Source organism: Pseudomonas sp. Marseille-Q8238, assembly GCF_965111915.1.
Genome location: NZ_CBCOPI010000001.1, coordinates 3,670,920 through 3,696,151, shown reverse-complemented (window position 1 = coordinate 3,696,151; position 25,232 = coordinate 3,670,920). Strand labels below are relative to the sequence as shown.

At 63.2% G+C, this 25,232-nt stretch carries 20 protein-coding genes; 7 read left to right on the top strand and 13 right to left on the bottom strand.

Going from position 1 to position 25,232, the window contains the following annotated elements:
- Nucleotide 1: 1 nt before the first annotated feature.
- The 9 genes from ACWPW0_RS17185 to ACWPW0_RS17145 all read right to left on the bottom strand — a co-directional run bounded on the left by ACWPW0_RS17185 (nt 2) and on the right by ACWPW0_RS17145 (nt 13,053).
- Nucleotides 2-889, bottom strand: coding sequence for an ABC transporter permease (locus ACWPW0_RS17185; RefSeq protein WP_447593324.1), 888 nt, complete (start codon nt 887-889; stop codon nt 2-4).
- A gap of 63 nt (nt 890-952) precedes the next feature.
- On the bottom strand, nt 953-1,924 hold the full coding sequence (locus tag ACWPW0_RS17180; RefSeq protein WP_447593322.1) for an ABC transporter substrate-binding protein: 972 nt from the start codon (nt 1,922-1,924) through the stop codon (nt 953-955).
- A gap of 310 nt (nt 1,925-2,234) precedes the next feature.
- Complete coding sequence (locus ACWPW0_RS17175; RefSeq protein ID WP_447593321.1) at nt 2,235-3,557, bottom strand: MFS transporter; 1,323 nt, start codon at nt 3,555-3,557, stop codon at nt 2,235-2,237.
- 253 nt (nt 3,558-3,810) lie between these two features.
- On the bottom strand, nt 3,811-5,145 hold the full coding sequence (locus ACWPW0_RS17170) for a sigma-54-dependent transcriptional regulator (RefSeq protein WP_454255969.1): 1,335 nt from the start codon (nt 5,143-5,145) through the stop codon (nt 3,811-3,813).
- Nucleotides 5,139-6,905: a sensor histidine kinase gene (locus tag ACWPW0_RS17165; RefSeq protein ID WP_454255968.1), complete on the bottom strand. Its 1,767-nt coding sequence runs from the start codon at nt 6,903-6,905 to the stop codon at nt 5,139-5,141. Before ACWPW0_RS17165 ends, ACWPW0_RS17170 begins: the two co-directional genes overlap by 7 nt.
- A gap of 148 nt (nt 6,906-7,053) precedes the next feature.
- Nucleotides 7,054-9,885, bottom strand: coding sequence for a valine--tRNA ligase (locus tag ACWPW0_RS17160; RefSeq protein WP_454255967.1), 2,832 nt, complete (start codon nt 9,883-9,885; stop codon nt 7,054-7,056).
- Nucleotides 9,886-10,482: 597 nt separating this feature from the next.
- Complete coding sequence (locus tag ACWPW0_RS17155) at nt 10,483-10,968, bottom strand: DNA polymerase III subunit chi (protein WP_454255966.1); 486 nt, start codon at nt 10,966-10,968, stop codon at nt 10,483-10,485.
- A 149-nt stretch (nt 10,969-11,117) separates the two neighbouring features.
- Nucleotides 11,118-11,534, bottom strand: coding sequence for a DNA polymerase III subunit chi (locus ACWPW0_RS17150; RefSeq protein WP_454255965.1), 417 nt, complete (start codon nt 11,532-11,534; stop codon nt 11,118-11,120).
- A 34-nt stretch (nt 11,535-11,568) separates the two neighbouring features.
- Complete coding sequence (locus ACWPW0_RS17145) at nt 11,569-13,053, bottom strand: leucyl aminopeptidase (protein ID WP_454255964.1); 1,485 nt, start codon at nt 13,051-13,053, stop codon at nt 11,569-11,571.
- A gap of 143 nt (nt 13,054-13,196) precedes the next feature.
- Here ACWPW0_RS17145 and lptF point away from each other — a divergent pair, with 143 nt between their 5' ends.
- Both lptF and lptG read left to right on the top strand, forming a co-directional pair.
- Nucleotides 13,197-14,339 (top strand): LPS export ABC transporter permease LptF, encoded by a 1,143-nt coding sequence (lptF, locus tag ACWPW0_RS17140; RefSeq protein WP_454255963.1) that lies wholly within the window; start codon nt 13,197-13,199, stop codon nt 14,337-14,339.
- Nucleotides 14,326-15,387: an LPS export ABC transporter permease LptG gene (gene lptG / locus ACWPW0_RS17135; RefSeq protein ID WP_447593305.1), complete on the top strand. Its 1,062-nt coding sequence runs from the start codon at nt 14,326-14,328 to the stop codon at nt 15,385-15,387. Before lptF ends, lptG begins: the two co-directional genes overlap by 14 nt.
- Before the next feature lie 183 nt (nt 15,388-15,570).
- Here the strand turns inward: lptG and ACWPW0_RS17130 are convergent, their stop codons facing one another.
- Nucleotides 15,571-17,631, bottom strand: coding sequence for a putative bifunctional diguanylate cyclase/phosphodiesterase (locus ACWPW0_RS17130; protein ID WP_447593303.1), 2,061 nt, complete (start codon nt 17,629-17,631; stop codon nt 15,571-15,573).
- Between the two features lie 254 nt (nt 17,632-17,885).
- Between ACWPW0_RS17130 and ACWPW0_RS17125 the strand changes: the two genes are divergently transcribed.
- Together ACWPW0_RS17125 and ACWPW0_RS17120 are read left to right on the top strand one after the other, a co-directional pair.
- A complete protein-coding gene (locus ACWPW0_RS17125) occupies nt 17,886-19,181 on the top strand; it encodes an ammonium transporter (protein WP_454255962.1) in 1,296 nt (431 codons plus the stop codon).
- Between the two features lies 1 nt (nt 19,182).
- Complete coding sequence (locus tag ACWPW0_RS17120) at nt 19,183-19,827, top strand: hypothetical protein (RefSeq protein WP_454255961.1); 645 nt, start codon at nt 19,183-19,185, stop codon at nt 19,825-19,827.
- A 127-nt stretch (nt 19,828-19,954) separates the two neighbouring features.
- Here the strand turns inward: ACWPW0_RS17120 and sodB are convergent, their stop codons facing one another.
- From sodB to ACWPW0_RS17105, 3 genes are all read right to left on the bottom strand, one after another.
- Nucleotides 19,955-20,536 carry a superoxide dismutase [Fe] gene (gene sodB / locus ACWPW0_RS17115; RefSeq protein ID WP_447593298.1) on the bottom strand — a complete coding sequence of 194 codons (582 nt, stop codon included), beginning with the start codon at nt 20,534-20,536 and terminating at the stop codon, nt 19,955-19,957.
- A 272-nt stretch (nt 20,537-20,808) separates the two neighbouring features.
- A complete protein-coding gene (locus ACWPW0_RS17110; protein WP_454256759.1) occupies nt 20,809-21,411 on the bottom strand; it encodes a LysE/ArgO family amino acid transporter in 603 nt (200 codons plus the stop codon).
- 5 nt (nt 21,412-21,416) lie between these two features.
- Entirely contained in the window at nt 21,417-21,821 is a 405-nt protein-coding gene (locus ACWPW0_RS17105) for an ACT domain-containing protein (RefSeq protein WP_454255960.1), read from the bottom strand.
- 87 nt (nt 21,822-21,908) lie between these two features.
- On the opposite strand from ACWPW0_RS17105, the gene ACWPW0_RS17100 reads away from it, so the two are divergent.
- From ACWPW0_RS17100 to ACWPW0_RS17090, 3 genes are all read left to right on the top strand, one after another.
- Nucleotides 21,909-22,808 carry a LysR family transcriptional regulator ArgP gene (locus ACWPW0_RS17100; protein WP_454256758.1) on the top strand — a complete coding sequence of 300 codons (900 nt, stop codon included), beginning with the start codon at nt 21,909-21,911 and terminating at the stop codon, nt 22,806-22,808.
- Nucleotides 22,809-22,939: 131 nt separating this feature from the next.
- Nucleotides 22,940-23,929 (top strand): NAD-dependent epimerase/dehydratase family protein, encoded by a 990-nt coding sequence (locus ACWPW0_RS17095; RefSeq protein ID WP_454255959.1) that lies wholly within the window; start codon nt 22,940-22,942, stop codon nt 23,927-23,929.
- Between the two features lie 206 nt (nt 23,930-24,135).
- Nucleotides 24,136-25,158 (top strand): Leu/Phe/Val dehydrogenase, encoded by a 1,023-nt coding sequence (locus tag ACWPW0_RS17090; protein WP_447593290.1) that lies wholly within the window; start codon nt 24,136-24,138, stop codon nt 25,156-25,158.
- The last annotated feature ends 74 nt before the right edge of the window (nt 25,159-25,232 follow it).

The window sequence follows — 25,232 nt, the reverse complement described above, 5'->3', positions numbered from 1 at the left end:
GTCAGACGCTCCTCCGGGCCAGGCGTTTTTTCAACAACGGAATGACCAGGGCAACCACGACCAGTACGGCGGTGACCAGGTTCAGGTCTTGCGCCTGCAGACCGATGAAGTCGCTGTTCAGCGCCAGGGCGATGAAGAAACGGTACACCACCGCGCCAAGAACCACCGCCAGGGTGGCCCACAGCAGTTTGCGCGACGGCAGGATGCTTTCACCGACGATGACCGCAGCCAGGCCGATGACGATGGTGCCGATACCCATGGAGATGTCCGCACCGCCCTGGGTCTGGGCGAACAGGGCGCCACCGAGGGCGACCAGGCCGTTGGAGATGGCCATGCCGAGGATGATCATCGCGCCGGTGTTGATGCCCTGGGCACGCGCCATGCGCGGGTTGGAGCCGGTGGCACGGATGGCCAGGCCTTGCTGGGTGGCGAAATACAGGTCGAGGCCGATCTTGGCCGCAATCACGATCAGCACCAGGATCAGCGGACGGGCCACATAGTCCACCAGCCATTCCGGCTGGAGGATGGTGAACATCGTCGGCTCCATGATCAGCGGGATGTTCGGCTTGCCCATGATGCGCAGGTTGATCGAATACAGGGCGATCATCATCAGGATGCTGGCCAGCAGATCCATGATCTTCAGGTGGACGTTGAGTACGGCGGTCGCGACGCCCGCCAGGGCACCGGCGGCAACGGCCACCAGGGTTGCCGTGAACGGGTCCCAGCCACCGGCGATCAGCACCGCGGCAACGGCGCCACCGAGGGGGAAGCTGCCATCGACGGTGAGGTCGGGGAAGCGCAGCAAGCGAAAGGAAATGAATACGCCGAGCGCCACCAACGAGAAAATCAGGCCGATTTCTAGGGCGCCGAACAGGGAAAACAGGGACATGAGAAGAGGAACCGTGTGAGAGGAGTCAAACGCCGGGGCGATAGCATCGCCCCGGCGGAAGGCTTACTCGATGATCTCGGCGGCCGAGTCGAGCAGTTCCTGGGACAAGGTAACGCCTTGGGCTTTGGCGGCTTTCGGATTGACGAACAGGCTCAGGTTGCTACTGGTTTCCGGTTTGATATCGCCCGGTTTTTCACCATTGAGGATGCGCACCACGATGCGCCCGGTCTGTTCGCCAAGGTCGCGGTAGTTTACGCCGAGGGCGGCGATGGCACCACGCTTGACACTGTCGGTATCGGATGCAATCAGCGGGGTCTTGGTGTCGATGCCGACCTTGACCAGCGATTCGTAGGCCGACACCACGTTGTTGTCGGTGTTGGTGTAGATCACGTCGACCTTGCCGGCCAGGCTGCGGGCGGCGGAGCCCACGTCCACCGAGCGCGGTGCGGCGGCTTCGACCAGGGTCATGTTCTGGCTGGTTAGCAGCTCCTTCAGACGCTTGACCACGACCACGGAGTTGGCTTCGCCCGGGTTGTAGACGATGCCTACGCGGGTGGCGTCGGGAAGAATGCGCTTGATCAGCGCGACCTGCTTGTCCAGTTCGAGCACGTCGGAAACGCCGGTCACGTTGGTGCCCGAGGCTTCCCAGCTTGGCGTCAGTTGCGCTTCGACCGGATCGGTCACGGCGGTGAACACCACCGGAATGCTCTTGGTGCCGGCGACCACGGCCTGGGCCGATGGGGTGGCGATGGCAACGATGACGTCGGGCTGGTCACCGATGTACTTGCGGGCGATCTGTGCGGCGGTGCCGGTATTGCCCTGTGCGCTCTGGTACTGCCACTTGAGGTTCTTCTCGTCGTAGCCGGCCTTGGCCAGGGCGTCCTTGACGCCGTCACGTGCTGCATCGAGAGCCGGGTGTTCGACGATGGCGGTTACCGCCACGGATTTCTTGTCGGCGGCGTGGGTGCCGAACGATACGGCCAGGCCAAGGGCCAGGGCTGTGAAAGGCAACCATTTATTCTTATAGGCCATCATGCGGTGATCTCCTGGTGTGTCGAATGGCATGCTGTAGTGAGTTGTTCTGGTGGGTAGGGCTACCCTGTACAGCGTGGCCGAAACATCGCATTTTTCGCCGGTCGAGTCAGCAGGTTTGATGGTTTTATTGCGCAGAGATGGCTGTTTTTGTCGCAATATCCCGTCACTGCACCTGTCTGGCGGCCTTTACGGCAAAGGGGCAAGCCTGGTTGGCCGTGAGATGGCGCCACCTGACGGGCAGGTTCCGGTTGCCACCCCGCGCCCAGGTTGGCAGGCGCCAGGGCATTGCACCCTGGCGCTTATCTTCTGTTCAGTCGGTTTCGATCCGCGAGTGCTTGCTGGTGTCTTTCATGGTGACGTAGACCAGCAGAGAGACAGCGATACAGGCGGTGACATACCAGTAGTAGCCGGTTTCCATGCCCGCGCTCTTGAACCACAGGGCGATGTATTCAGCGGTGCCGCCGAAGATCGATACGGTCAATGCATAGGGCAGGCCGACACCCAAGGCGCGGATTTCAGTCGGGAACAGTTCGGCTTTGACCACCGCGTTGATCGAGGTGTAGCCGCTGACGATGATCAGCGCTGCCATGATCAGGAAGAACGCGCCCCACCACGTCTGGATGGTATGCAGGGTGGTGAGGATTGGCACGGTGAAGATCGTTCCGAGGATGCCGAAGGCGATCAGGATCGGACGCCGGCCGATCTTGTCCGACAGTGCGCCGACGACCGGCTGCAGGCACATGAACAGGAACAGTGTCGCCGCCGAGATGGTGGTGGAGTCGGAGATGCTCATCCCGGCCGTGTTCACCAGGTATTTCTGCATGTAGGTGGTGTAGGTGTAGAACGCCAGGGTGCCACCCATGGTCAGGCCGACCACGGTCATCAGCTCCTTGGGGTGACGCAGCAGGGTGCGCATCAGGCTTTCCTTGGCCTTTTCCTTCTTCTTGGTGAAGGACTCGGTTTCTTCCATGCCACGGCGCAGGTAGAGCGCGACCACGGCGCAGAGGGCACCGATGGCGAACGGAATGCGCCAGCCCCAGGCGTGCAGCTCTTCGGTGGTCAGCAGGTTCTGCAGCACGATCAGCACGCCCAGGGCGATGAGCTGGCCGGAAATCAGGGTCACGTACTGGAAGCTGGAGAAGAACCCCCGGCGTTCCTTGGTCGCCATCTCGCTGAGGTAGGTGGCGGAGGTGCCGTACTCGCCGCCGACCGACAGGCCCTGCATCAGGCGCGCCAGGACCAGCAGGATCGGCGCACCGACGCCGATGGTTTCGTACCCTGGGGTCAGGGCGATGATCAGCGAGCCTGCGCACATCAGCAGCACCGAAGCCATCAGTGCGGCCTTGCGGCCCTTGCGGTCGGCATAGAGGCCCATGAGCCAGCCACCGATGGGGCGCATCAGGAAGCCCACGGCGAAGATCGCGGCCGTATTGAGCAGTTGTGCGGTGGTGTCGCCCTGGGGGAAGAAGACCTTGGCGAAGTACAGGGAGAAGGCGGCGTAGACGTACCAGTCGTACCACTCGACCATGTTGCCGACCGAGCCACTGAAGATCGATTTCAAGCGACTGGCGGTGGTCTTCTCTTTGGCGGGGGCGACTGCCATTCCAAGCGTCACGCTTTGCGAGTTATCCATGACGGATTCCTTCATTAATTGTTTTTGTGGAGCGCGCCGAAACGCAACCTGCCGGGGCTATAGCAGGAGGTGTGCCAGGCCTGTAAGGCCCGTTCTAGAAGGGTTTTTAGGTTTTATTGAGCGGAAATCCGCTCAGGCGCACGAGGTGCTGAGCGGAAAATTGCCGAGTGCTGGGGCGGGCAGGTGCGTGACTGGAGAAAGGGCGGCGGCGCGCCTTGGAAAGCCTGTGTGGGCTGCCGGCCCGAGGGGCGGCCTATTCGTCTTTGAGGAACATCTCGCGGCTCAGGCCATGGCGCTGCAGCTTTTCATTGAAGGTGCGGCGGGGTAGCTGCAGTTCGTTGAGTATGGCCTTGATATCACCCTTGTGCCGCGTCAGGGCCGCGCGCAGGCATTGCGCCTCGAAGGCTTCCTGCTGCGCCACGAGCGATTGGCCAGGTTCGATGCCGGTCGGCTCCGGTTCGCCGAGGCCCAGTACCTGGCGTTCGGCGACGTTGGCCAGTTCCCGTACATTGCCTGGCCAGTCGTGGCTGAGCAGTCGGCTCAGTTGAGAGCCATTAAGCGGTGCCATGCTCCGGCCGAGGCGCTCGCTGGCGGCGTGGGCGAAATGTTCGAACAGCAGTGGGATGTCCTCGCGTCGTTCGCGCAGCGGTGGCAGGCGCAGTTGCGCGACATTCAGGCGATAGGCCAGGTCTTCACGGAAGCGCCCGGCACGGGCCTCGTCCAGCAGGTCGGGTTTGGTGGCGGCGATGATGCGCAGGTCAACATCGATGCTCTGGTTGGAGCCCAGGCGCTCGAGTTTCTGCTCCTGCAATACCCGCAGCAGCTTGACCTGCTGGGCCAGCGGCATGCTTTCGATCTCGTCGAGAAACAGGGTGCCGCCATCGGCGTACTCCAGCTTGCCGATACGCTTGCCCTGCGCGCCGGTAAAGGCGCCGCTTTCATGGCCGAACAGCTCGGCCTCGAACAGGTGCTCGGGGATTGCCGCGCAGTTCAGCGCGACGAAGGGCTTGCCTGCGCGCGGCCCGAAATCATGCAGGCAGCGGGCGACCAGCTCTTTGCCGCTGCCGGTTTCGCCGCGGATCAGCACGTTGACCGGCAGCGCGGCCAGGTCCAGCACTTGCCGGCGCAGTGTCTGCAAGGCCCGGGAAACACCGAGCAGGGTAGCGTCGATCCTGGCCAGGTTGTCGGCCTGTTCATGCAGGCGGCGGTTTTCCAGGACCAGGTGGCGCTTGTCGAGTGCGCGGCGCAGGCTGCTGAGCAGCGTGTCCGGGCTGAAGGGCTTCTCCAGGAAGTCATAGGCGCCATCACGCATGGCCTCCACCGCCATGGGCACGTCACCGTGGCCGGTCAGCAGGATTACCGGCAGGCCGGCGTCCTGCTGTTGGACCTGGGCCAGCAGCTCCAGGCCGCTCATGCCGGGCATGCGCACGTCACTGAGAATGACGCCGGGAAAATTCCTTGGCAGGTGCGCCAGGCAATCCTGGGCGCGGCTGAACAATTGCACGTCGAACCCCGACAGGCTCAACCATTGTTCGACGGCTGCACGGATGCTGCTTTCGTCGTCGACCACCATCACTGCATTCAGCATGGGTTCTGTGCCTCCGGATCGATGGGCAGGGTCAGGGTGAACAGGGCGCCGCTATCCTGGTTGGCCACGCTCAGGCGTCCGCCCAGGTCGTGGACAATCGCATAGGACACGGCCAGTCCCAGCCCCAGGCCATCACCCACCGGTTTGGTGGTGAAGAAGGGTTCGAAGATATTCGCCAGGTGCTCCTCGGCGATGCCGCCACCGCTGTCGGCGATGCTCAGGTGCCAGTGCTGCATCTTGGCTTCGAGGCGAATGTCGAGTTGCTTGTGGGGCTGCTCCTGCATGGCGTCGAGGGCGTTGCGCAGCAGATTGATCAGCACCTGTTCCAGGCGAATGGCATCGCCACGAACCCAGGCCGGGCGGACAAGCTGCAGCTGCGGCGTTACCTGTTCAGCCCGCAAGCGGGTGTCCAGCAACTGCAGGGCGTGGTCCACCACTGTCGCCAGGTCCAGGCGCTCGCGCAGGCCGCTGGGACTCTTGCGAGCGAAAGTCTTGAGGTGGCCGGTGAGGGCGGCCATGCGGCTCAACATGTCATCCAGTGGTTGCAGGGCTTGGTGGGCGTCGTCGACACGGCCGTGTTCCAGCAGCAGGCGCAGGGTGGCCAGTTGCATGCGCTGGGTCGTCAGCGGCTGGTTGATTTCGTGGGCAAGGGCGGCGGACATCTGGCCGAGTGCAGCGAGTTTGGCCGACTGCACCAGGCCATCCTGGGCGGTGTGCAGGTCACGGGTGCGCTCTTCCACCAGGCGCTCCAGTTCCACGCGACTGCGTTGCCGTAGCCTGGCCAGGCGCCAGCGCTGGTTGAGGAACAGCAGCAGGAACACCAGCGTCAGCCAGACCCCGGCAGCAGCCAGCGCAGCGTTGCGGCTGTCCTCGAAGGCCATCTGGGGGCGACGCAGCAGGTGCAACGTCCAGCCTTCGCTACTCAGCGGCAGGGATTCCCACAGGTAGTTGGCCGGGCCGGCGGGGCCGTCGACCCTGGCCAGGTAGCGGCCCTCGTCGAATTGCCTGGCTGGATGATGCTCAAGCGGTTTCAGCGGTTGCTTGTCGTATTGACGCGTGCTGGTGAGCTCGGCGCGATCCGCGTCCGAAAGTGGCTGCAACTGGCGGTAGCGCCAGCCCGGTTGATTGGCGATGAACACGATGCCTCGTGCGTCGCTGACCAGCAGCGTATCACTCCCCTGACTCCATTCACGCTCCAGCTCGGGAAACTCCAGTTTCACCACGATGGCGCCGAGGAACCGGCCCTGGTCGTCCTTGACAGCGCTGGAGAGGAAGTAGCCGGGAATACCGCTGGTCACGCCCACCGCGTAGAAGCGTCCGCTGCCATGATCGCGGGTCTGGATGAAGTAGGGGCGAAAGGCATAGTTGTGACCGACGTAACTGCTGGGCAGGCGCCAGTTGCTGGCGGCCACGGCCAGGCCGGTGCGGTCCAGCAATTCCAGGGTGGAGGAGTGCGCCGCGGCGTTGATGCTTTCCAGCTTACGGTTCAAGGCATCCTGCTGTTCGATGCTGATCGGTCCCTGCAGCGTGGCGCGCAACTCAGGGTCCAGGGCCAGCACGGCGGGCAGGGCACGGTAGCGCTCGATCAGGGTCTGCAGCGAGTTGGCATACAGCGCCAATTGTTCGTTGGCGCGTGCGGCATCGTTCACCAGCGTCTGCCGCTCGGTGTGGTGCACGGCCAGGCTGGCGCTGAGGAGCGTCCCGGCGAGGATTGCCAGGGCATAGAGCGTCAGGCGCAGTGGGCGGGGAATCTGGATCATGGGGCTGTGAAGGCTGTCGCGAGGGCTGGAACGATAGCATGAGCGCCAGGTGCGGCGTGGGATGCGCTGGGCACGTAACGCTGCCCACGCAGAAACGCGAAAGGCGGGAGTCGCTCCCGCCTTTCGCTTCTGGCTCATCGCCGGCTGGTTAGAGTGCGGCGATCTTCTGCCGTTGCTCGACCAGCTTGCCGAGTGCCTGCTCGGCCTCGGCCAGCTTGGCGCGCTCCTTGTCGAGCACTTCGGCCGGTGCCTTGGCAACGAAGCCTTCGTTGCTCAGCTTGCCGCCGACACGCTTGACCTCGCCGTCCAGGCGCTGGATTTCCTTGTCCAGACGCGCCAGTTCGGCGTCCTTGTCGATCAGCCCGGCCATCGGCACCAGCACCTCCATCTCGCCAACCAGGGCGGTGGCAGACATCGGCGCTTCTTCGCCAGCAGCCAGCACACGGACCGATTCCAGCTTGGCCAGCTTGTTCAGCAGCGGGGCATTGTCGGTGAGGCGGCGCAGGTCTTCTTCGCTGGCGTTGGCCAGGATGATGTCGATGCGCTTGGCCATGGAGATCTTCATCTCGCCACGGATCTGCCGGACGCCGAGCATCAGGGCCTTGACCCACTCGATGTCGCCTTCGGCGGCGGCATCGATGCGGCTTTCATTGGCCACCGGCCAGGCTTGCAGCATGAGGGTTTCACCGCTGACGCCGGCCTGCGTCTTGATGCGCTGCCAGATCTCTTCGGTGATGAAGGGCATGAACGGGTGGGCCAGGCGCAGGATCACTTCCAGTACGCGGATCAGCGTGCGGCGGGTGCCGCGCTGGCGCTCGAGCGGGGCGTTTTCGTCCCACAGCAACGGCTTGACCAGCTCCAGGTACCAGGCGCAGTACTGGTCCCAGGTGAACTCGTAGAGCGCCTGGGCAGCCAGGTCGAAACGGAAGGCTTCGAGCTGGCGGGTCACTTCGGCTTCGGTGCGCTGCAGCTGGGAGATGATCCAGCGGTCGACCGAGGACAGTTCCACTTCCTCGCCGTTGACGCCGGTGTCCTTGTCATCGGTGTTCTCGATGACGAAGTTGGCGGCGTTCCACAGCTTGTTGCAGAAGTTGCGGTAGCCCTCGACGCGGCCCATGTCGAACTTGATGTCGCGGCCCGTGGACGCCAGCGAGCAGAAGGTGAAGCGCAGGGCGTCGGTGCCGTAGCTGTTGATGCCTTCGGGGAACTCGGCCTTGGTCTGCTTGGCGATCTTTTCGGCCAGCTTGGGCTGCATCATGCCGCTGGTGCGTTTTTCCAGCAGTTGGTCGAGGGTGATGCCGTCGACGATATCCAGTGGGTCGAGCACGTTGCCCTTGGACTTGGACATCTTCTGGCCCTGGCCGTCGCGTACCAGGCCATGCACGTACACGGTCTTGAACGGGATCTGACCGGTCAGGTGGGTGGACAGCATGATCATCCGGGCGACCCAGAAGAAGATGATGTCGAAACCGGTGACCAGCACGTCGGTCGGGTGGAAGGTCTTCAGTGCTTCGGTCTGCTGTGGCCAGCCGAGGGTGGAGAAGGTCCACAGGCCGGAGCTGAACCAGGTGTCCAGTACGTCTTCGTCCTGGCGCAGGTTGGCGTCGCCAAGGTTGTGGGTGGCGCGAACTTCCGCTTCGTCGCGACCGACGTAGACGTTGCCTGCGTCGTCGTACCAGGCCGGGATGCGGTGGCCCCACCAGAGCTGACGGCTGATGCACCAGTCCTGGATGTCGCGCATCCAGCTGAAGTACATGTTCTCGTACTGCTTGGGCACGAACTGGATGTCGCCATTCTCGACCACGGCGATGGCTTTCTCGGCCAGCGGCTTGGTGGAGACATACCACTGGTCGGTCAGCCACGGCTCGATCACGGTGCCGGAGCGGTCGCCCTTCGGCACTTTCAAAGCGTGGTCGTCGATACCGTCGAGCAGGCCGAGCTGGTCGAAGTCGGCGACGATGGCCTTGCGTGCCTCGAAGCGGTCCAGGCCGGCATAACGGGCGGGCACGGCCGGATCGACAGTGATGTTCACACTGCCGTCGATGTTGAACACCTGGGCCTTGGCCAGCACGGCGGCGTTCTTGTCGAAGATGTTGATCAGCGGCAGGTTGTGGCGCTTGCCGACTTCATAGTCGTTGAAATCGTGGGCCGGGGTGATCTTCACGCAGCCGGTGCCGAATTCCGGGTCGCAGTAATCGTCGGCGATGATGGGGATCAGGCGGCCGATCAGGGGCAGTTCGATGAACTGGCCGATCAGGTGCTTGTAGCGCTCGTCTTCCGGGTGCACGGCGACGGCAGCGTCACCGAGCATGGTTTCCGGGCGGGTGGTGGCGACCACCAGGTGGTCCTCGCCGGCCGTGGTGCGGGCACCACCGCTCAGCGGATAGCGCAGGCGCCACAGGCTGCCTTTCTCGTCGTGGTTTTCCACTTCGAGGTCGGAGATGGCGGTGTGGAACTTGGTGTCCCAGTTGACCAGGCGCTTGCCGCGGTAGATCAGGCCATCCTGGTGCAGGCGCACGAAGGCTTCCTTGACCGCCTCGGACAGGCCGTCGTCCATGGTGAAGCGCTCACGCGACCAATCCACCGAGGAGCCCAGGCGACGGATCTGCCGGGTGATGGTGCCGCCGGACTGTTCCTTCCATTCCCAGACCTTCTCCAGGAACTTCTCGCGGCCGAGGTCGTGACGGCCGATGCCGTCGGCGGCCAGCTGGCGCTCGACCACCATCTGCGTGGCGATGCCCGCGTGGTCGGTGCCCGGCTGCCACAGGGTGTTGCGCCCCTGCATGCGGCGGAAGCGGATCAGCGCATCCATGATCGCGTTGTTGAAGCCGTGGCCCATGTGCAGGCTGCCGGTCACGTTCGGCGGCGGGATCATGATGGTGTAGGGCTCGCCGGAACCTTGCGGGGCGAAGTAATTGTTCTTCTCCCAGGTCTGGTACCAGGAAGTTTCGATGGCGTGGGGCTGGTAGGTCTTGTCCATGGGTGCGGCGGGACCGTATTGGCAACTGAGCGGGAAAGCCGCCGAGTATAACGGCAAAGGGTCTGGGCGACCAAAGGGCGAAGCTGGGAGGGGAATATGGATTCTTCCCATGCTCTGCGTGGGCGGCTTTTTGGATCGGCTGATTTTTGGCGCTTGGCAACCAGCAATTCTTGCTAGGTTCTGTACGAAAAGTCGTCGAGCGAAGGTCAGGCAAGGCAAAAACAGGCGAAGAAGCGGCGTTTACGGCTGTACATGAGCATGACTCGCTTCGCTCGCCCCTTTGGGGTTGCACTGAAGTGCGTTAGCCGCAAGCGGCTTGCTGAGCCTGTTTTTAACGCAGCATCACCGAGCGCAGGCACGTTTCGTACAGAACCGGGGGTTACTTTTGCTGTGGCTTCTTGCCGAGTGGTTGGATGGCTTGCGTTTCGTGCTGCGCGCGTCACTTTCTTGTTTGCCGATCGCCGCCCGGATCAAGAAAAGTAACTGAAAAGAAGACTGTCCCTGCCTGGACGGCCCTGGTCATCGCGGTTCTCGCGGCAGCCATGCCGCTCAACCGCTGCGCAACGATTTCGTTCGCTCTTCTCAGCTAAACAGGCGTCAGGGCTTGCGTTGAGCCAGCAGGCGGTCGAGGCGGGCGTCCAGGCGGCGTTTGAGCTCGGCTTCGATCTGCGGCACGAAATCGTCGATCACATCCTGCAGGAGCAATTGCGCAGCAGCCCGCAGTTCGCTGTCGAGGCGGGTGAGCTCGCCGAGTTGCTGGGTGCCGACACTGCGTTGGATGGCAGTGCTGATCGTGGACATGGTAGGCGTTGCGGCCGGCGTGGGGGCTGCCTGAGGCGTGAAGGACGCAGGCAGCGGGGCGCTGGTCATGGGCGCCACACTGACCGGTGTCGGTGGTGGCGTAACAGGCTGCACGACGGCAGGGCCGGGCTCGATGATGTCGGACAGCAGCGGAATCTGCAGGTCATCATCCAGCGTCTCGGTGAGCAATGGCAGCTCGAGGTTGTCATCCTCCAGCAACTGGCGGATGGACTCCAGATCATGCAGCAGATGATCGGGCTTGGGCGGTTTCGGGGTGTCCATGGTGCGTATCGGGGCCTGTTCGCGGTCTCGCGGGTAGCCGGGCAGGGCAGGGACGGGCGAGGTGGCGCGGTGGATCTGTGGGCGTGGGTGGAGTCTGCAGTAGAGGCCGCGGCGCGAGTGCCGCACGGGCGGTGCTCAAGGTCGGGCTGTTACAGCTCTACACGCTGCGGATCATAGCCTTTCTGGCGATAGAGACGGAAATTCTCCCGACATAGGGCAAGCAACTGGGGTTCCTGGTTGACGATCTCGATGACCCGGCTGAAATGTTCCAGGTGTGGAGACAGGTTCGGGTGCAGGTTGATCAGCAGGCCCTGGCGTGCGATCGGTTCGTCATCCACGCCAAGCACCACCGGTGCGTCAGGGTCCTGCTGATGCGGGCCGTGGGGGACAAAGCTGTCGCTCTTGAAGCGCCACAGCAGCTCGTCCAGCTCCGCGCATTGCGCCGGGTCGGCGCCGCGCAGGAACACCGGCATGCCGGCGCGCCAGGCTTTCATGGCCAACTGGCAGGCCGCGCGAAAGCGGTCTGCCGGGGCGGCGGATGAGAGCACATAGAACTCGATCCTCACGGGCGAGCTCCAGGGTGTGCGCGACGGTGTGGCGTCACTTCACCTGATCCAGCAGGTACTGGGTCAGCAGCGGAACCGGACGGCCAGTGGCGCCCTTGTCCTTGCCACCGCTGATCCAGGCGGTGCCGGCGATGTCCAGGTGCGCCCATTTGTAGCTCTTGGTGAAGCGCGAGAGGAAGCAACCGGCAGTGATGGTGCCGGCCTTCGGTCCGCCGATGTTGGCGATGTCGGCAAAGGGGCTGTCCAGCTGTTCCTGGTACTCGTCGAACAACGGCAGCTGCCAGGCGCGGTCGTCGGCGCGTTGGCCTGCGCTCAGCAGTTGTTGCACCAGGGCGTCGTCGTTGCCCATCAGGCCGGAAACGTTGCTGCCCAGGGCGACGATGCAGGCGCCGGTCAGGGTGGCGATGTCGATGACCGACTGCGGCTTGAAACGCTCGGCGTAGGTCAGGGTGTCGCACAGCACCAGACGGCCTTCGGCGTCGGTGTTGAGGATTTCCACGGTCTGCCCGCTCATGGTGGTGACGATATCGCCCGGACGGGTGGCGCCGCCGCTCGGCATGTTTTCGGCACAGGCCAGCAGGCATACCAGGTTGATCGGCAGCTGCAGCTCCAGTACGGCGCGCAGGGTGCCGAACACGCTGGCGGCACCGCCCATGTCGTACTTCATTTCGTCCATGCCGGCAGATGGCTTGATGCTGATGCCGCCGGTGTCGAAGGTGATGCCTTTGCCGACCAGGGCGAAGGGTTTTTCACCCTTCTTGCCGCCGTTGTATTGCAGCACGATCATCCGTGGTGGCTGGTCGCTGCCCTGGGCCACGGCGAGGAAGGCGCCGGCGCCGAGTTCCTTGAGTTTCTTCTCGTCGAGGATCTCGACCTTGAGGTTCTTGTGTGCCTTGCCCAGGGCCTTGGCCTCTTCGGCCAGGTAGCTGGGGTGGCAGACATTCGGTGGCAGGTTGCCGAGGTCACGGGTGTAGGCCATGCCGGTGGCGATGGCGCGGGCGTGCAGGCTGCCGCGCTCGACATCGGCCAGTTCGGCCTTCTCGACGATCAGGGTGAGCTTTTTCAAGGCCTTGGGTTCGGCTTTCTTGCTTTTGAACTGGTCGAACACATAGCCGCCATCGGCCAGGGTTTCTACCAGCAGCCGCGCCTTGCCGTAAGCGTCGCGGCCCTTGACCTGCAGCTCGCCCAGCGCGAGTACGGCGTCGCTGCCGGCGAGGCCCTTGAGCACGCCATGCACCGATGCAACCAATTTGCGGAACTGGCGGTCAGACAGCTCATCCTTGCCGCTGCCAACCAGCAGCACGCGCTCTGCCTTGAGCCCCGGCAGGCTGTGCAGCAGGAGAGTCTGGCCGGGCTTGCCGGCGATGTCGCCGCGCTTGAGCAGGGTGCTGATGGCGCCGCCGCTGAGATCGTCCAGCGCCTTGGCGGCGGTGCCGAGCTTGCGGCCCTCGGCAACGTTGACCACCAGGGTGGCGGTCTTCAGGGTTTCCGGGCGAAGGCTTTTGACAAGGAATTCCACGGTGAGCTGTCCCCAAGACAAAGAGTCGGGTTTGGCGGATAATGGCCGCTATTTTTCAAAGGCCTGCCCGCGCGGCAGGCTGGCAACTGTGTCGGCTAGTTTGAGCGTAGCCGCCTGAGCCTGACAACCCTGGAGTGTCTGGTTTGATCATCTTCCGTTATCTCGCGCGCGAACTTCTGCTTACCCTCAGCGCGGTCAGTGCCGTGCTGCTGGTGATCATCATGAGCGGGCGTTTCATCAAGTACCTGGCTCAAGCTGCACAGGGGGTGCTTGATCCGAGCGTGCTGTTCCTGATCATGGGCTATCGCCTGCCAGGTTTCCTGCAGCTGATCCTGCCGCTGGGGCTGTTCCTGGGCATTCTGCTGTCCTACGGACGCCTGTACCTGGAAAGCGAAATGACCGTGCTCTCGGCCACGGGCATGAGCCAGAAGCGCCTGCTGGGCTACACCCTGGTGACCGCTACCCTGGTCGCGTTGCTGGTCGGCTGGCTGAGCCTTGCGCTGACGCCGCAGGGCGTTACCGGTGTGGCGCGCATTCTCAAGCAACAAGACGCCCTGACCGAGTTCGACACCCTGGTGCCCGGGCGCTTCCAGGCGATGCGCGATGGTTCGCGGGTGACCTATACCGAGGGGTTGTCGGGCGACCGTACGCAGTTGGACAACGTATTCATTTCCGAGAAACGCCTGCGTACCGACAACAACCAGGCGGACAAGAAGAAGGAGCCCGGCATCGCCGTGCTGGTCGCGGAGAAGGGGCGCCAGGAGATTCAGCCTGACGGCAGCCGTTACCTGATCCTGGAAAATGGCTACCGCTATGACGGTAATCCGGGCCAGGCCGATTACCGCGCGATCAAGTATGAAACCTACGGCGTGCTACTGCCCAAGCCGGAAGTGGGTAACGAGGTTGGTGATCGCGAGTCGATTCCGACCCATGAGCTGCTGGGCAGTGATGACCCGCGTTATACCGCCGAGCTGCAATGGCGTGTGTCGATTCCCATCCTGGTGTTCGTGGTCACCCTGCTGGCGGTGCCGCTGTCTCAGGTCAACCCGCGTCAGGGGCGTTTCCTCAAGCTGCTGCCGGCCATTTTGTTGTACATGGCTTACCTGGCGCTGCTGATCGGTGCCCGTGGCCAGATGGACAAGGGGCGCATCCCGTCCAACCTGGGGCTGTGGTGGGTTCACGGCCTGTTCCTGCTGATCGGTCTGGCGTTGTTCCTGTGGACGCCCATTCGACTCAAGTTGGCCAGTCGTCGCGCTATGAAGGAGATGGCCCATGGTCAGGCTTGATCGCTACATCGGCAGCAGTGTGTTCTTTGCCATTCTGGCGGTGCTGGGCATCATCGTCGGCCTGGCGCTGCTGTTCGCCTTCATCGACGAGCTCGGCGATATCCGCGGCAGCTACGGCATGGGCGATGCGATCACCTATGTGCTGCTGACTGCACCGCGACGGGTCTACGACATGCTGCCGATGGCGGCGTTGATCGGCTGTCTGATCGGCCTGGGCACCCTGGCCAGCAATAGCGAACTGACCATCATGCGTGCGGCCGGCGTGTCGGTCGGGCGGATCGTCTGGGCCGTGATGAAGCCGATGCTGGCGCTGATGCTGGCTGGCGTATTGATCGGTGAGTACGTGGCTCCCTGGAGCGAAAACCTCGCCCAGGCTGGTCGCTCCATGGCGCAGGGCGGTGGTGAGGCGCAAACCTCCAAGCGCGGCCTGTGGCATCGCCAGGGGCAGGAATACATTCACATCAACGCCGTGCAGCCCAATGGGCGCCTGTATGGGGTGACGCGTTACCAGTTCGACGACGAGCGCCATATGCAGTCGGCCAGCTTTGCCAAGCGCGCACTGTACGAGGGTGACCACTGGAAACTGGAAGATGTAGTGACCACGCGCTTCCTGGAAAACAGCACGGAAGTAGTCAACGTAGCGAACGAACGCTGGAATATCGAGCTCAGCCCGCAACTGCTGAGCACGGTGGTGATGGAGCCGGATGCGCTGTCCATCACCGGCCTGTGGCGCTATATCGGCTACCTGAAGGACCAGGGCTTGAACAATGGCCGCTACTGGCTGGCTTTCTGGACCAAGATGCTGCAGCCGCTGGTGACCGCAGCGCTGGTGTTGATGGCGATTTCCTTCATCTTCGGCCCGCTGCGCTCGGTGACCTTGGGGCAGCGTATTTTCACCGGTGTGCTGGTGGGTTTCGTGTTCCGCATCGCCCAGGATCTGCTCGGACCATCCAGCCTGGTATTTGGTTTCTCGCCGTTGCTGGCGGTGCTGGTGCCTGGGTTGATCTGTGCGGCTGCCGGTCTGTATCTGCTGCGCCGGGCGTCCTGATCCGCTGATCGAGGGGGCCTGCTGAGGGTGTGCGAGATGCCAAAGTCTTAGCGTATCCGTGAAGCGAAGCTGGAGCGCACGGCGCACCCTACGGAGTCTGGAGCACCTGATCTGCCGCAGGCATGACCAACAAAAAAGCCAACAACGGGTTACCGCTGTTGGCTTTTTTACTTTGGGCGCGAGTTACAGCGTGGCGTTGCTGGCTGCGCTCAGGCGGCGGGCCTGTTTGAGGTAGAGGGTCACTTCGCGTGCGGGGATCGGGCGGCTGTACAGGTAACCCTGACCTTCGTTGCAACCCTGGGCGATGATGTAGGCCTCCTGCTCGACGGTCTCCACCCCTTCGGCGATGACTTGCATGCCGAGGCTCTTACCCAACTGGATGATGGCGCGCACGATGGTGGCATCGTCTTCGTCCTGGAGCAGGTCCTGGACGAAGCTCTTGTCGATCTTGATCTTGTCCAGCGGCAGGCTCTTCAGGTAGCTCAGCGAAGAGTAGCCGGTGCCGAAGTCATCGATGGCGATCAGCGCGCCGGCGCGGCGCAGGCTGAGCAGGTGTTGGGCGGCGGTGGTGATGTCTTCCATCAGGCCGGTTTCGGTGACTTCCAGTTCCAGGCTGCGTGTTGGCAGGCGATAGACCTGCAGCAGGTTGCTGACCATGCGTGGCAGCTCGGTGTGATGCAGTTGCACGGTGGACAGGTTGACCGCCATGCGCAAGTCGGTGAAGCCCTGGTCGTGCCATTCGCGTAGCTGGCGGCAGGCCTGGTCGAGCACCCATTCACCGATGGCGATGATGCTGCCGTTCTGTTCGGCCAGCGGGATGAACAGGTCCGGCGGGACGAAGCCATGTTCCGGGTGCTGCCAGCGCAGCAAGGCTTCTACGCCGACCACCCGGTGGTCGCGGTAGTCCACCTGGGGCTGGTAGACCAGATGCAGTTCGTTGCGGTTGAGGGCTTCGCGCAGGTCCTTTTCCAGTTCGCGGCGTCGGCGCATCTCGCTGTCGACGCTGGCGATGTAGAACTGATAGCGGTTGCGCGACCGGCTCTTGGCCAGGGTCATGGTCTGTTCGGCTTTCTGCAGCAGCTTCTCGGTGGTATCGCCATCTTCCGGGAACAGGGTGATGCCGATGGTGGCGCGCAGGCGTACCTCCTGCTGTTCGAGCGAGAAGGGCGTGTCCAGGCTGTCGAGGATGCTTTGTGCCAGCTCGGCGGCTTCATAGGGTTGTTCGATATCGGCCTGGACCAGGGCGAACTGGTCGCCGCCCAGACGCGCCAGCGCACCGAGTTTGCCGCTGTGGCTGCGCAGGCGATCAGAGAGGGCCAGGAGCAACTGGTCTCCGGTCTGGTAGCTGAATTGCTCGTTGATGCTCTTGAAGTCGTCGAGACCGACACAGAGCACGGCGACCCGGCGCTGCAGGCGGCCGGCGTCGTCGAGGATCTGATCGAGTTGTTGCTGCAGTTGCTGGCGGTTGGGCAAACCGGTGAGAAAATCGTATTGCGACATGCGCAGGAGGCTGTTTTCGGCTTCGTGGCGCAGGTGGGTGTTGCGTTCGATGGAGGCGAGTAACTGGTTGGCCGTATTGATCCACAACCCCAGCTCGTTCTTCTCGTTGCCCTTGAGCATCGGCAGTTTGTGCTCGCTGGGCCGGTCGGGGTTGATGCTGGTCAGGTGTTCGATGATTTTCGACAGTGGCTTGGTCAGCAGCCAGTGATAGACCAGGTACAGCACCAGGCCCATGGCCAGGGCGCGTAGCACGCCTGATATGAAGATGATGACCGAGGTGACGATGAAATTCTGGCCGTAGGTGGCGGTGTCGAGGGTGATCTTGAGGTCGCCGTAGTATTCGCTATACGGCCCGCGGCCGACCAGTTGGGTGCTGAACAGCTGCTCCTTGCCGAGGATCGGGTCGGTCATCCAGCGCAGTGGGGAGTCGACCAGCTGGCGTTCGCGTTCGGCCAGCATCGGTTCATTGGGGTGGCCGATGGCGGCATAGCGTACCGCCTCATGCTGGAACAGACCTTCGATGACCTGCATGCCCATCTCGCGATCGAGGCTGTAGACCGCTTGTGTAGACGGGTCGCGGAACATGCCGAGAATGCGCTGGGCGTCATTGGCCACTGCCTGGCGTGTCTTATACACGTCGAAGACGATTTGCGCGCAGCTCAAGACCACCCCGACGACCAGGGCCGATAGGAGGACGACACGAAGCAGTTTTAGCGACAGGCTGTTTTTCAGTTCCAGCTTCAAGTGCGTGTTCCTTGTTCGCGACCGGAGGCTCCTGACCGCTGAGTATTGGCAAATGCGCGTGAGCCGTCAAAGGGCCATTACGCGATAGGCGGTTTTTTATCTCCATGAGTCGCCTTGGCGCGCTGTCTGGACGTTGTGGGCTGTGCGCGCGCTTTTTTGGTGCGTTTGTCGTGATGGCACCGCGAGATGACGGCCTGGCGCGCCTGGCACAAGAGTTGCGATGCGCACTTCATCACTGTGTCGGGGGACAAGTCATGAAGAGTTACCTGCTGTCGTTGTGCATCTTGTTGTTCGCGCCTGCAGCTCATGCGGCGTCGGATGCGGCGGTGAATACCGCGTGGGTGGTTCTGGCCAGCGCGTTGGTGTTCTTCATGCAGGCCGGGTTCGCCTTGCTGGAAAGTGGCATGTCGCGGGCCAAGAACGCCGTGAACGTGATGATGAAGAATTACATGGATGGCTGTGTGGGCGGCATTACCTACTGGCTGGTCGGCTTTGGCTTGATGTTCGGCAGCAACCTCACCGGCTGGTTCGGCATGAGCCACTTCGCTCCACAAGGAGGCGAGCCCTGGGACTACACCTTCCTGCTGTTTCAGATGATGTTTGCCGCCACGGCGGCCACCATTGCCAGCGGCGCCATGGCCGAGCGTACCCGCTATGCGGGCTATCTGATCGGGGCGGTGGTCATCAGTGGCTTCATCTATCCGGTATTCGGCAGTTGGGCCTGGGGTGGGGCGTATGGCGGACAGGGCTGGCTGGCGAAACTTGGGTTTATCGATTTTGCCGGTTCCACCGTAGTGCATAGCGTCGGGGCCTGGTGTGCGCTGGCTGGGATCATGGTGCTGGGACCGCGCCTGGGGCGTTTCGCCAACGACGGCACGCCACGGGTGATTCCCGGGCATAACCTCGGATTGGTTACGCTGGGTGGCTTCGTGCTCTGGGTTGGCTGGTTCGGCTTCAATGCCGGCAGCACCCTCGGGGTGACCGAGAGCCTGGGGCTGATCGCTCTCAATACCCACCTTTCCGCGGCCTGCGGTGCGCTCGGTGCGATGCTGGCCTTGCGCAGCAGTTCCAGTCCGGTTCTGCTGACCACCACGATCAATGGCTCACTGGGCGGGCTGGTCGGGATTACTGCCGGGTGCGCGACCATGGAGCCCGGCTTTGCCATGCTGACCGGTCTGATTGCCGGTTTCGTGGTGGTATTTGGCATGCGCCTGCTCGAGCGCCTGCAGATGGACGATGTGGTGGGTGCCGTGGCCGTGCATGGTTTTGCCGGCGTCTGGGGCACGTTGGCGGCAGGGCTGTTCTTCAATGGCGATCTGTTCAGTTGGGCGCGGATCAGCGTGCAATTGATCGGCGCCGGCATGGCCTTCGCCTGGGCCTTTCCCATGGCGTTGATGGTGTACTTCCTGATTGCCAAGACCATCGGCTTGCGCACCTCGACCCAAGATGAACAGCGTGGCCTGGATTACGCCGAGCACGCCGAAGTGGGGTATCCGGAGTTTGGCCAGACGGTCACCTTCGATGACAGCGAACTGACGCGGAGGGGTTGAGATGAGTCTGACCACCCGCCGACGCGCCATTTACACCGGGCTGGCCGGGCACTTTGCCGAAGAAGAACTGCTGCCGTTGCTGTCGCTGTGGGAGGCGAAGTATTCCGACAGGCCGCCCTTTGCGCTCAATGAGTTCCTCGCCGAGGTGGTGCAGCGCAGTGGCCGCAAGCTCGAACGGGCGCGCCTGTATCGCGAACTGGTCGGGGCACTGACCGGGCCGACGTCCGCCTTGCTGCCGGACCCTTCACCCATGCTGAAGGCCTGGCGGCAGGCGGATGGGTTGGCAGCGGATGAGGTCTCCGGCCCCGATGCACTGGCTCGGGAAACCTTCGAAGCCTTGAGCCGAACCCTGTTTGCCTTGCTCGATCCGGATATGGTGCCGCGCCTGCGCCGTTTTGCGGCCGGCAATCTCAATGGCATGAAGCTGGATACGGAGGCACGCCTACGGGTCCGTGGCTGGCTGGAGCAGGGTGGCGCGCAGGGGCTGGGCTCGTTGGGCCTGGAGCAGCTGCGTATGCTGCTGAACCTGCTTTATATCGGCCTGTGCGAGTTTCTCGGGCCGGTTACTGCGGATCAGGTATTGACCCGAACGGTGCAGAAGGTCGAGCGGCTCAGCTTGCGGATGCCGCCGCAGAAACTGCTCTGACAGAGCGAGAGGTCCATCGACGCTATTTTCTGTATTGCTCCGTGAAGGGGTAAAGAATGCCCCTCATGATCTGCCGGCCACAAAAAACCCGGCATCAGCCGGGTTTTTTGGTGGTGCGAGAGGCGACTCAGGCAGCGAAGTTTTTCGCTACGAAGTCCCAGTTCACCAGGTTCCAGAACGACTCTACATACTTCGGACGCAGGTTGCGGTAGTCGATGTAGTAGGCGTGTTCCCAGACGTCGACGGTGAGCAGCGGGGTGTCGCCGCTGGTCAGCGGGTTGCCGGCACCGATGGTGCTGGCCAGGGCCAGGGAGCCGTCAGCTTTCTTGACCAGCCAGGCCCAACCGGAACCGAAGGTGCCGATGGCGGTTTTGGTCAGCTCTTCTTTGAACTTGTCGAAGGAACCGAAAGCCTTGTTGATGGCTTCAGCCAGGGCGCCAGTAGGCTGGCCACCGCCGTTCGGGCTCAGGCCTTCCCAGTAGAATGTGTGGTTCCAGATCTGTGCGGCGTTGTTGAAGATGCCACCCGAAGAGGTCTTGATGATCTCTTCCAGGGACTTGCCTTCAAACTCGGTGCCCGGTACCAGGTTGTTCAGGTTCACCACGTAGCTGTTGTGGTGTTTGCCGTAGTGGTATTCCAGGGTCTCGGCGGACAGGTGCGGCTCGAGGGCATTTTTCTCGTACGGCAGCGGCGGCAATTCGAAAGCCATGATCAATCTCCTTCATCAGGTCGGGATATGTGCGACTAGCGCGAGGCCGTTCACGGGCGGCCGAATGGGCGGCGATGAGTTTGTACTCTTTTGACCGCGAGGCCGGGATCATAGCACCGGGCCTGGGCCTTATCCACGCAGCAACTGTGTGGGAAAGCCGAGGCTAGGGCCTCTGCATGAGAATTGATCGCGGCTGGGAACCTGCTGGTCAGATTCTCAGCAGGCTCGAAAGAGTGGACCGTCGTCCGTTGACCGATGTTCCACCTGAATCATCAGGCCCCCATCAGCAGTTGTGCCGCCACGGCAAACATCATGATGGCCACGCCCAGGTCGAGGACTCGCCAGGTGGCCGGGCGCGCCAGCCAGGGGGCCAGCCAGGCGGCGCCCAGGGCCAGGCTGAAGAACCACACCAGCGATGCACTGGCCGCGCCCAGGGCATAGGCACCGGGCTGGGGTTGCTGGGCACCGAGCGAACCGATCAGCAGGACGGTATCTAGGTAGACGTGGGGGTTGAGCAGGGTGACGGCCAGCGCCGCCAACAGCACGGCGCGCAGCGAGCGTGGTGCCTTGTCGTCATCCTGCTCCAGCGCCTGTGGCTTCAGCGCCCGCAATAGTGCCTTGCCGCCGTACCAAAGCAGAAAGGCCGATCCGCCCCAGCGAGCTACCGCCAGCAACATCGGGCTTTGTGTCAGCAAGGCAGCCAGACCGAATACGCCCGCTGCCACCAGTAGCGCGTCGCACAACACACAGAGCGCTGCCACAGGCAGGTGATGTTCGCGGCGCAGGCTTTGCGCGAGGACGAAGACGTTCTGTGCGCCGATGGCCACGATCAGTCCGGCGGCCACCAGGACGCCGTTTAAATAGCTTTGCCACATGGGGTTCATGCGTCGTTGTCCCTGGCGAGTTGTTGCAGGGTGGCCATGGCGTGCGCAGCGTCCTCACGGGCGACGAACAGGTGATCATGGTGAAAACCTGCCACCACATTGCAGCTGATGCCCTGATTGGCCAGCGCGTTGGCGAAGGCGGCTGTCAGGCCGACGGCGGAGAGGGCCGAGTGCACGGTCAGGGTGATCCAGGCGGCGACATAGTCATAGGCCAGCCCCAGCCGGTCCGCCTCGTGGCGCGGGAGAACCACGCTCAGGCCTTCCGGCTCGCGGATACTGGCGATTACTTCGGCATTGCCCAGTCGTGCGCCATCGCTGAGGCAGCAGAAGGCGTAGTCGCCAGGGTTGAGGCGGGGCGAGAGGTTGCGTAGCAGTACCGCGAGGGAGGTTTCGCCGGCCATGGACGGCTCCTGGAAAAGTGAAGGTGGCCAGTCTGGTGGGGATGGATGTATAAGAAAAACGAATCTTGCTGATGTCACATTAGGAAAATTGATTTGTTCGACTACAAACTCCTTGCCGCTCTGGCTGCCGTGGTCGAGCAGGCTGGCTTCGAACGGGCGGCCCAGTTGCTCGGGCTGTCGCAGTCCGCGGTCTCGCAACGCATCAAGTTGCTCGAAGCGCGGGTCGGCCAGCCGGTGCTGGTGCGGGGCACACCACCCTTGCCGACGGAAATCGGACGGCGCCTGCTCAACCATGTGCAGCAGGTGCGCCTGCTCGAGCGCGACCTGCAAGGCCAGGTGCCGGCCCTGGATGAGGGCGGCCTGCCGGAGCGGCTGCGCATTGCCTTGAATGCCGACAGCCTGGCGACCTGGTGGGCTGGAGCGGTGGGGGCGTTCTGTGCTGAACAACGGCTGTTGCTGGAGTTGGTGGTCGAGGATCAGGAGGTGGGGCTCAAGCGCATGCGGGCCGGTGAGGTCGCCGCCTGCGTATGTGCCGCCGAGCGGCCGGTGGCCGGAGCACGCTCGTTGGCGCTGGGAGCGATGCGCTATCGCGCCCTGGCCAGCCCGGCCTTCATCGCCCGGCATTTCCCCCATGGCGTGCAGTACGAACAATTGGCCAGGGCGCCGGCGATTGTCTTTGGCCCGGATGATCTGCTGCAGCACCGTTACCTTGCATCGCTGGGTGTGGTGGGTGGTTTTGCCCACCACCTGTGCCCCTCATCCGAAGGGTTCGTGCGCCTGACCGAGGCTGGCTTCGGTTGGGGGCTGGTGCCCGAGCTGCAGGTGCAGGAGTCACTGGCCAGTGGGGCGCTGGTCGAGTTGATTCCGGGGCGACCTGTGGATGTGCCGCTGTACTGGCACCACTGGCGCAGTGGCAGTGAATTGCTGAACGAGATGACCCGCCACCTGGAGCGAGAGGTGCAGCACTGGCTGGTGCCGCAGGCATAAGGATCTGCTTTCGGTTCGTGAACGAAACGAAAACAGACCCTACTAAGTCATGTACTTGGCTCAGACGGTCAGCGTGGACTTTCAATGGGTCTGCTAGGGTTGCTGCACAATAAAAATCACGGGGGAAGGCGATGAAGATTCTGGTGACCGGCGCGAGTGGGTTCATTGGCGGGCGATTTGCCCGGTTCGCTCTGGAGCAGGGCCTGACCGTGCGGGTCAACGGGCGGCGGCCGGAAGCGGTCGAGCACCTGACCAAGCGCGGCGCGGAGTTCGTCCAGGGTGATCTGTCCGATGCGGATCTGGTGCATCGCCTGTGCCGTGATGTCGATGCGGTGGTGCATTGCGCCGGCGCGGTCGGGGTATGGGGTAGCTATCAGCATTTCCATCAGGCCAACGTGGTGCTGACCCAGAATGTCATCGAAGCCTGTCTGGGGCAGAAGGTCCGGCGGCTGGTGCACCTGTCTTCGCCGTCGGTGTATTTCGACGGGCAGTCGCATGTCGGCCTGCGTGAAGAGCAGGTGCCGAAGCGCTTCGTCGATCATTATGGCGCGACCAAATACCTTGCCGAGCAGAAGGTCTTCGAGGCGCAGGAGTTTGGCCTGGAAGTGATTGCCCTGCGTCCGCGTTTCGTCACCGGCGCCGGCGATACCAGCATCTTCCCGCGGCTGATCAACATGCACCGCAAGGGGCGCTTGATGGTGATCGGCAATGGCCTGAACAAGGTCGACTTCACCAGCATGCAGAACCTCAACGATGCGCTGTTGAGCAGCCTGCTGGCCGCAGGTCCGGCGCTGGGCAAGGTGTACAACATCAGCAATGGCGCGCCGTTGCCGCTGTGGGATGCGGTCAATTTCGTCCTGCGTCAGTTCGATCTGCCTCCCGTGACCAAACACATGCCCTATGGCGTGGCGTACGGCGCCGCGCTGCTTAATGAAACCCTGTGCAAACTCACCCCCGGCCAGCCGGAGCCTGGCCTGTTCCGGTTGGGTGTCGCGGTGATGGCGCGTGACTTCTCGCTGGATATCAGCCGCGCCCGGCAATACCTGGACTACGACCCGCAGGTCAGTGTGTGGACCGCGCTGGAAGAGTTCTGCCAGTGGTGGAAAGTGCAGGGGCGTTGAGCCGCTGGCCTGCTGGTGACGTTCATCGTCAGGTCTTGTGGGCGGCCGCGCGCACCATGGGCGGGCCCCGCTAAGCGTTCCCGGGAGCACTACGGGGTGTCTTGAGGACAGTCTGGTTATCAGGGGCGCCGGGCTTATGCCCAGTCGGACCAGGGCGGTGCGGCAGGCGGCCTATACTGGCTGTTAAAGCCAGCAAGGAAATCCGCATGTTCGCCATGATGGAAAGCGCCGGGCTCGAAACCTTGCACCTGGCGCACGACCCACACAGCGGCCTGCAGGCCATCATCGCCATTCACAGTACCCACCTGGGGCCAGCGCTCGGTGGCTGCCGGTACTTGCCTTACCCCGATACCGAAAGTGCCGTGCGCGATGCCATGCGCCTGGCGCGTGGCATGAGCTACAAGGCGGCGCTGGCCGGGCTCGAACAGGGCGGTGGCAAGGCCGTCATCATCCGTCCGGCACATGTGGAAAACCGCGCGGCCCTGTTCGAAGCCTTCGGCCGCATGATCGAATCCCTCGGTGGTCGCTACATCACCGCGATGGACAGCGGCACCTCCAGCGCGGACATGGACTGCATCGCTCAGCATACCCGGCATGTCACCAGCACCACGGCGGCTGGCGATCCCTCGCCGCACACGGCCATGGGCGTGTATGCCGGTATCCGGGCCAGTGCCTGGTCACGCCTGGGCAGTGATGACCTGCACGGCCTGCGTGTGTCGATCCAGGGCCTGGGCAATGTCGGCTTTGCCCTTGCCGAGCAACTGTCGGCCGTCGGCGTGGAGCTGTTCGTCAGTGATCTCGATCCGGGGCGTGTGCAACTGGCGGTGGAGCAACTGGGCGCCCATGCGGTCGCCAACGATGCATTGATCTCGACGCCCTGCGACATCTTCGCGCCCTGCGGCCTGGGCGGCGTGCTCGATGCGCGAACGGTTGGCCAACTGCACTGTGCTGCGGTGGCCGGGGCCGCCAACAACCCGTTGAGCAGCCTGGAGGTTGCCGATGAACTGGAGGCGCGGGGCATCCTCTATGCGCCTGACTATGTAATCAACTCGGGCGGGCTGATCTACGTGGCGTTGCAGCACCGTGGCGAGTCCTTGCCGGCCATCACTGCCCATCTGTCCCGAATCGGCGTACGCTTGACCGAAATATTCGCCCACGCCCAGGCCGACAAGCGCTCACCCGCGCGCGTCGCCGATGCGTTGGCCGAACGCCTGCTTTACGGCGGCTAGGCTCTTACCCAGAGCCCGGTCGCCAAACCCTCCCGCCGCCACAAGCAGCGGGTCAACAATCCTCACACCTACCG

Bases quoted from the DNA above. Each gene is read 5' to 3' on its own strand.
- sodB (WP_447593298.1), bottom strand. From the start codon at position 20,536: ATGGCTTTCGAATTGCCGCCGCTGCCGTACGAGAAAAATGCCCTCGAG.
- ACWPW0_RS17095 (WP_454255959.1), top strand. From the start codon at position 22,940: ATGAAGATTCTGGTGACCGGCGCGAGTGGGTTCATTGGCGGGCGATTT.
- ACWPW0_RS17105 (WP_454255960.1), bottom strand. From the start codon at position 21,821: ATGGCCGGCGAAACCTCCCTCGCGGTACTGCTACGCAACCTCTCGCCC.
- ACWPW0_RS17155 (WP_454255966.1), bottom strand. From the start codon at position 10,968: ATGGACACCCCGAAACCGCCCAAGCCCGATCATCTGCTGCATGATCTG.
- lptG (WP_447593305.1), top strand. From the start codon at position 14,326: ATGGTCAGGCTTGATCGCTACATCGGCAGCAGTGTGTTCTTTGCCATT.
- ACWPW0_RS17165 (WP_454255968.1), bottom strand. From the start codon at position 6,905: ATGATCCAGATTCCCCGCCCACTGCGCCTGACGCTCTATGCCCTGGCA.
- ACWPW0_RS17125 (WP_454255962.1), top strand. From the start codon at position 17,886: ATGAAGAGTTACCTGCTGTCGTTGTGCATCTTGTTGTTCGCGCCTGCA.
- ACWPW0_RS17180 (WP_447593322.1), bottom strand. From the start codon at position 1,924: ATGATGGCCTATAAGAATAAATGGTTGCCTTTCACAGCCCTGGCCCTT.
- ACWPW0_RS17090 (WP_447593290.1), top strand. From the start codon at position 24,136: ATGTTCGCCATGATGGAAAGCGCCGGGCTCGAAACCTTGCACCTGGCG.
- ACWPW0_RS17120 (WP_454255961.1), top strand. From the start codon at position 19,183: ATGAGTCTGACCACCCGCCGACGCGCCATTTACACCGGGCTGGCCGGG.
- ACWPW0_RS17185 (WP_447593324.1), bottom strand. From the start codon at position 889: ATGTCCCTGTTTTCCCTGTTCGGCGCCCTAGAAATCGGCCTGATTTTC.
- ACWPW0_RS17110 (WP_454256759.1), bottom strand. From the start codon at position 21,411: ATGTGGCAAAGCTATTTAAACGGCGTCCTGGTGGCCGCCGGACTGATC.
- ACWPW0_RS17160 (WP_454255967.1), bottom strand. From the start codon at position 9,885: ATGGACAAGACCTACCAGCCCCACGCCATCGAAACTTCCTGGTACCAG.
- ACWPW0_RS17175 (WP_447593321.1), bottom strand. From the start codon at position 3,557: ATGGATAACTCGCAAAGCGTGACGCTTGGAATGGCAGTCGCCCCCGCC.
- ACWPW0_RS17170 (WP_454255969.1), bottom strand. From the start codon at position 5,145: ATGCTGAATGCAGTGATGGTGGTCGACGACGAAAGCAGCATCCGTGCA.